This is a genomic window from Streptomyces sp., from assembly GCF_036524955.1.
Lineage (GTDB): Bacteria > Actinomycetota > Actinomycetes > Streptomycetales > Streptomycetaceae > Actinacidiphila.
The window spans coordinates 1-5,465 of record NZ_DATDBG010000213.1 but is presented as its reverse complement, the minus strand read 5'-3'; the positions used below and the strand labels follow the sequence as shown (position 1 = coordinate 5,465).

The following is a 5,465-nucleotide window of genomic DNA, read 5'->3' as shown; positions in this document are numbered from 1 at the left end:
GGGCGCCGCGAGGGTGCGCGCTTGCCGGATGGGACGGGGTGCCTGCACCACCGGTTCCCGGGGGCTGGTGGCCCCGCTGCAGGGTTCGCAGGGGGGCCGGGCCGCTCCCTGCCCACCGCACCCGGCCAGGGCCACCGACCGCCGCTCGTTCGCCGGCACTTCCGCCACCCAGGCCGAAGCCCTCCGCCCGGCGTCCTCGTCGGCGTCCTGCGCGCCGCGATCGAAGCGCACCGCCGGAACGTGCTGTTCCTGCCCTGCCCGCCGACCCCGTCGACTTCACCTCTGCCCCGCGAGGGGCTCACGGTCCACATGCGACTGTCCGACCGCCGCAACGCCCACGCGAAGGTCCAGACCCTGGACGGCATGGCGCAGGCGACGCTCACGCGGACCGGGCTGACCATCACCCAGCTCCACCGGTGATGGGCACCCTGAAAGAGGCGGAAGGAGAAACCTTACGTTGATGATCTGCGGGTCGGGTGCCCGGTCAATCCGGCGCGCGGCCGAACAGTGCTCGCCTATCCTCTGCTGCGGAACCAGAGCGGCCGGGGGGCCACTCTGTTTCCCATAGAGGGGGTGACCATGGTCGAACGTCTGGTGCTGGACCTGTGCGCCGATGGCCGCATGTCCGTGGCGCGATGGCCCGCCGGTGAACCGCACCCAGCGCCCGCCGTCCAGACGGACCCATTGCGCTGGCCGCTGGTTGCCGAGGAACTCGAGGAGCTGCGCTGGTACTTGGAGGACTACCTGCGAGCTCCCTTCGGGGTCTACGGCGAACGCGGACCGGACATCGCCGAGCGGCTACGCCGGTGGGGCATCGAGGTGTTCGCCGCACTGTTCGGTTCCGGGCCCGCCAGGGACTCCTACCTTCGCGCCCGCTCCCCGGGCGGCGCCCTGGAGATCGTGATCCGCTCTGACTCCGCGCAACTGCTCGCCTTGCCCTGGGAACTGATGACAGATCCAGGGCGGCCGTCGCCGCTGGTGCTGGACGGGGTGGCCGTGACCCGCAGCCTGCTGACGGAACGGCTGGGCCGGGTCGTCGAGACCGGCGGTTCACGCTTGCGTGTGCTGATGGTCATCGCGCGGCCGGACGGCCCGGCCGACGTCGGCTACCGGACGATCGCTCGTCCCCTGCTGGAGCGGCTCGCTCCGGTACGCGACCGGGTGGAACTGGTGGTTCTGCGGCCGCCGACACTCGATCGGCTCGGGCAGGTGCTGCGCCAGGCGCACGACGAGGGCCGCCCGTACCACATCGTGCACTTCGATGGCCACGGCTCCCTCGGAGAGGCCGACGCGGGTGGTGCGCGGACCACCTCCGCTGGCCCGAGGAGTGGCCGTCGGAGCCCGCTGACGTTCCACGGCCCCGGGCCGCGCGGCCTGCTCACCTTTGAGCGGCCCGGTGGCGGCGCGGAGCTGGTGTCGGCAGAACGGGTCGCCAGAGTGCTGGCCGCCGCCCAGGTGCCGCTGGTGGTCCTCAACGCCTGCCAGTCGGCCACCTTGGCGGCACAGGTGGAGGCGACGGTGGCGACCCGCCTGCTGCAAGAGGGTGCCGGCGCGGTGCTGGCCATGGCGTACAGCGTGTACACGGTGGCCGCCGCGGAATTCATGGCAGCGTTCTACGAGCGCCTTTTCACCGGGGACCGGGTGTCCGAGGCCGTGGCGGCCGGTCGCCGACAACTCGCGGTGCGGGACGGGCGTCCGTCCCCTGTGGGCCAACTTCCGCTTGCCGACTGGATGGTGCCCGTCCTGTACAGCAGCAGCGAGGTCGTCCTGCCGGACATGCACGCCGGCCGCCCGGCCGCTGGAGCGGACCCAGACCCCTACGCCCGCATCCTGGACCGCGCCGTGGACCGCGTCACCCGGGCTGCCGCCAGGGCAACCGTCTCCGACGCCAAGACGCATCCCCCGGCCCACGAGGATGCCGACGGGACAGCACTGGTCGGAGAGTTCATCGGGCGCGACGGTCTGCTGCTCCGCCTGGACGTGGCTGCCCGACTGCGCCACGTGGTCGTCCTTCACGGCACCGCGGGCGTCGGCAAAACGGAATTGGCGAAGGCATTCGGCCGATGGTGCCGGGACACCGGGGCAGTGGCCGGACCGGAGGAGGTGATCATGCACTCCTTCGAACCCGGTCTCGCCTCCTTCGGCCTTCCGGGCGTGATCGACCGGATCGGGCGGCGCCTGTTCGACGCCGACCGGTTCGGCGTGCTCGGCCCGGCCGAGCGCAGAGCCGCCGTCGAGGAGGCGCTCGCGCAGCGCGACCTGCTGCTCCTGTGGGACAACGTGGAGTCCGCCTACACGATGCCCGACCCCGAGGGAGCCGCCCCGAGACTCTCCGAGGCCGAGCGCGCCGAACTCCGCGGCTTCCTCGAAGGCGTCGCCGCCCGCGGACGCAGCGCGATCGTCCTCACCAGCCGCACCCCCGAAGACTGGCTCGGCCCCGTCCCCCTGCGGATCGAGGTCCCGTGCCTGGAGCCGGAAGAGGCGGTGGAGTACGCCGATCAACTCCTCGCCGCTTATCCCGGCACCGCCCGCAAGCGCGAGCAGCGCATCTTCGTTGACCTGATGACGTGGCTGGACGGGCATCCGCTGAGCATGCGCCTCATCCTCCCCATGCTCGACACCCGCGAGCCGAGGGAGATGCTCGACGCGCTCACCGAGGGAGCGGCGCGGCTCCCGGCCGGAGGCGGCTTCCTGGGCGACGGGGCAGGAGCACGCGGCGACTCGCTCGCGGCGAGCATCGCCTACTCGCTCTCCCAGCTGCCCGAGCCGGACCGACGCGCACTGGCCGTCATCACGCTGCTCCACGGCACGATCGACACCGCGCTGCTGGCGCTCCTGTCCGTGCACAAGGACGTCCCCGCCCGCTTCGAGGACCGCACCAGGATGGACTGGCGGAAGTTACTGGAACGGGCCGCCGGCATCGGTCTGCTCACCGAGACCGCCGGGTCCTTCCGCTACCACCCCTCGCTTCCGGCCTACCTGCTCGCCCAATGGCGTGCTGAGGAGTCGGACTTCACCGACCAGCGGGCGGCCGCCCTGCGTGCCGCGGTCGACGTCGTGGCCTACTACTGCGACACCATTAAGGCCGAACTCTACGAGGGCGACTCCGGGGAAGCCGTCTCCTCGCTCGAAAAGCTGCAGCCCGCAATGGGCCACCTGCTCGGACACGCGCTGGACCACGGCCTCTGGGAGCAGGCGTACGACATCGTCTGCCCGCTCGACGACTACTGGAGCCTCTGCGGCCTCTACACCGAGGCACGGGGCTGGGTCGACCGGGTCCGGCTGCTCCTCGAGGAGCCTGACGGCACCGCGCCCGGACTCCTCACCGACGCCGGGAAGCTGTGGGTGGTGCTGGTCAGCGCGGAGGGGCACCGGGAACTCCGCCAAGGTCTGTGCGATCAGGCCGAGCGGACCTTCCAGGACATCCACCGAGCCGTCGAAGCACTGCCGCCGGGCCGCGACCGGGCCGACCACCGCGCCACCTCGTACCACCAGTTCGGCAGGGTCGCCATGGAGCGGGGGCAGTGGACGGAGGCCAGGACCTGGTACCTCCGGGCGCTCGAACTGCTGGAGTGGCTGAAGCTGGAGAAGCGGATCACCCTCGTCCGGGCGGACCTCAGCATCGTCGCCAACCGCCTCGGCCGACGGGAGGAGGCGGAACTGCTGCTCGGGCAGGCTCGGAGCGCGTTCGAGCAACTCGGTGACTCGCAGCGGATCACCATCACCGAGGGGCAACTTGGCGTCCTCGCCCAGGAGCACGGGCAGTTCGCGCAGGCGTGTGCGCACTACCTGCGCGCGATGGCCATCGCCTTGGAGATGAACGATCGCAACGCCATTGGCTCGTTGTACCAACAACTCACGATCGTGGCCCTCGAGACCCGCCAGTTCGCGGCGGCCGAGACGTGGTCGATGAAAGCGCTGGCCATCTTTGAGGAGCTGGGCAGCCGTCGGGAGACAGCCCTCAGCTACCACCATCTGGGCACGCTGGCACGCATGCGCGGACGGCTTCCCGAAGCCGAGGCATGGCTCAACAAAGCCCTAGAGATCCACCGGATCATCAATGACGACGACGGCGCCGCCGCCGTCCACCAGCAACTCGGCGTCGTGGCCGCCTTGCGTGGGGACCTGGACATGGCCGAGAAATGGCACGCCCAGGCCATGGACACCCTGATGGCCATCGGCGACCGGCCGGGACTGTGGTCCACCTACTACTTCCGGAGCACTGCCGCCCTCAGCGGAGGCCGCTCGGAGGAGGCCGAGCGGTGGTGCCGCAAATCCCTCGAACTCGCCCACGAGCTCGGGAACCCGCTCGCGAAATCCCGATCGCTGTTTCTGCTCGGCCTGCTCGCCCAGGCGCAGAGCCGCCACGGTGAGGCCCTCACCCACATGGTGGCCAGCATCACCTGCTTCGACGAGTTCCCGCACCCCGCCACCGCCCCCGCCACCGCCCTCCTCCGTATGCTGACCCGCCGCCTCGGCGTCCCGGCACTGGAGCGGGCCTGGCGGGCCGTCACCGGCCGTCGGCTGCCCCGAGCGGTCCGGAAGTACGCCAAGGCCTGACCACCTACCACACGCGGGGCCGAACCGGCCGCCGCGCGCCCCGCCCAACACCACCCGAGGAGTTCGCGCACCATGACCGACCCGATCGAAGCGGGCGCACGGGCTGCGGCCCGACGCCTCACCACTCCCCGCACCCCCTCCCTCGCCGCCGACGTCGAGGCCGTGCTGCAGTTCCGCGGGTCCACCCGTCACCCCGACCGGTACCTCGACCCGATCGCCGCCGGCTCGCTCATCGTCAGCGCTGCTGCTTTCGGGTGGAGCGTCTACCAGGACCTCCGGAAGCGGACCGCCGAACCGAGCCGTGAAGTGGTCGTCCGGACCGTCCTGGTCCAGTTGGAGCGGACGGACGCCCTTCCGGCTTCGCTCACTGCCGAAGAGCACGCGCGGATCGTCAGCATCGCCGTGAACGAGACTCTCGACGCGGCATCCCCCGAACCGAACGGGCCGACTACTGCCGGTTGACCCCAGCCACCCGGGACTGCGGTCTGATCGACAGGCCGCAGTCCCGCTCTTGAGGCAGCAGGCGCCCTGACCACCAAGCAGCCGACCAACTCCGCCAACCTCGGCATGAAGCCCTTCAACGGGAGGTACGACCGCGACAGGCCCGAGTTCCACTGGACCCTGGAACTGGCCTGACCGCGCCGGGCGCATACGTCCCCAGCCGACCACGGCCGGGGGATGTACGCCTCCTGATCGCATCGCGCCCGGGCGTCATGTCTGCTCGGCACTCAGCCGCGCTGGTCGGGCTGGGGTAACGGGTTGTCGAATGGACGTCGGCCCCGGTTGGTGGTCGCCACGGTGCTCTTCTGCGACCGGGCGGCGCGATACCGCGGACAGGCGGATCAGCTTGAGAGCGGTGCCAGTGGGCGGCTGCCAGGCTCGCGCGCGCCGTCGACGGTTAACGC

The 5,465-nt window shown here is 71.0% G+C and carries 2 protein-coding genes and 1 pseudogene; 2 read left to right on the top strand and 1 reads right to left on the bottom strand.

The annotated features are described in order from the left end of the window. A pseudogene (locus VIW71_RS17330) lies at window positions 1-231 on the bottom strand (hypothetical protein); the annotation flags it as partial. A gap of 348 nt (window positions 232-579) precedes the next feature. Here VIW71_RS17330 and VIW71_RS17325 point away from each other — a divergent pair. Continuing rightward, window positions 580-4,560 carry a tetratricopeptide repeat protein gene (locus tag VIW71_RS17325; protein ID WP_331623224.1) on the top strand — a complete coding sequence of 1,327 codons (3,981 nt, stop codon included), beginning with the start codon at window positions 580-582 and terminating at the stop codon, window positions 4,558-4,560. A 72-nt stretch (window positions 4,561-4,632) separates the two neighbouring features. Next, window positions 4,633-5,022, top strand: a complete 390-nt coding sequence (locus VIW71_RS17320; protein ID WP_331623222.1) for a hypothetical protein — start codon at window positions 4,633-4,635, stop codon at window positions 5,020-5,022. Window positions 5,023-5,465: the final 443 nt, after the last annotated feature.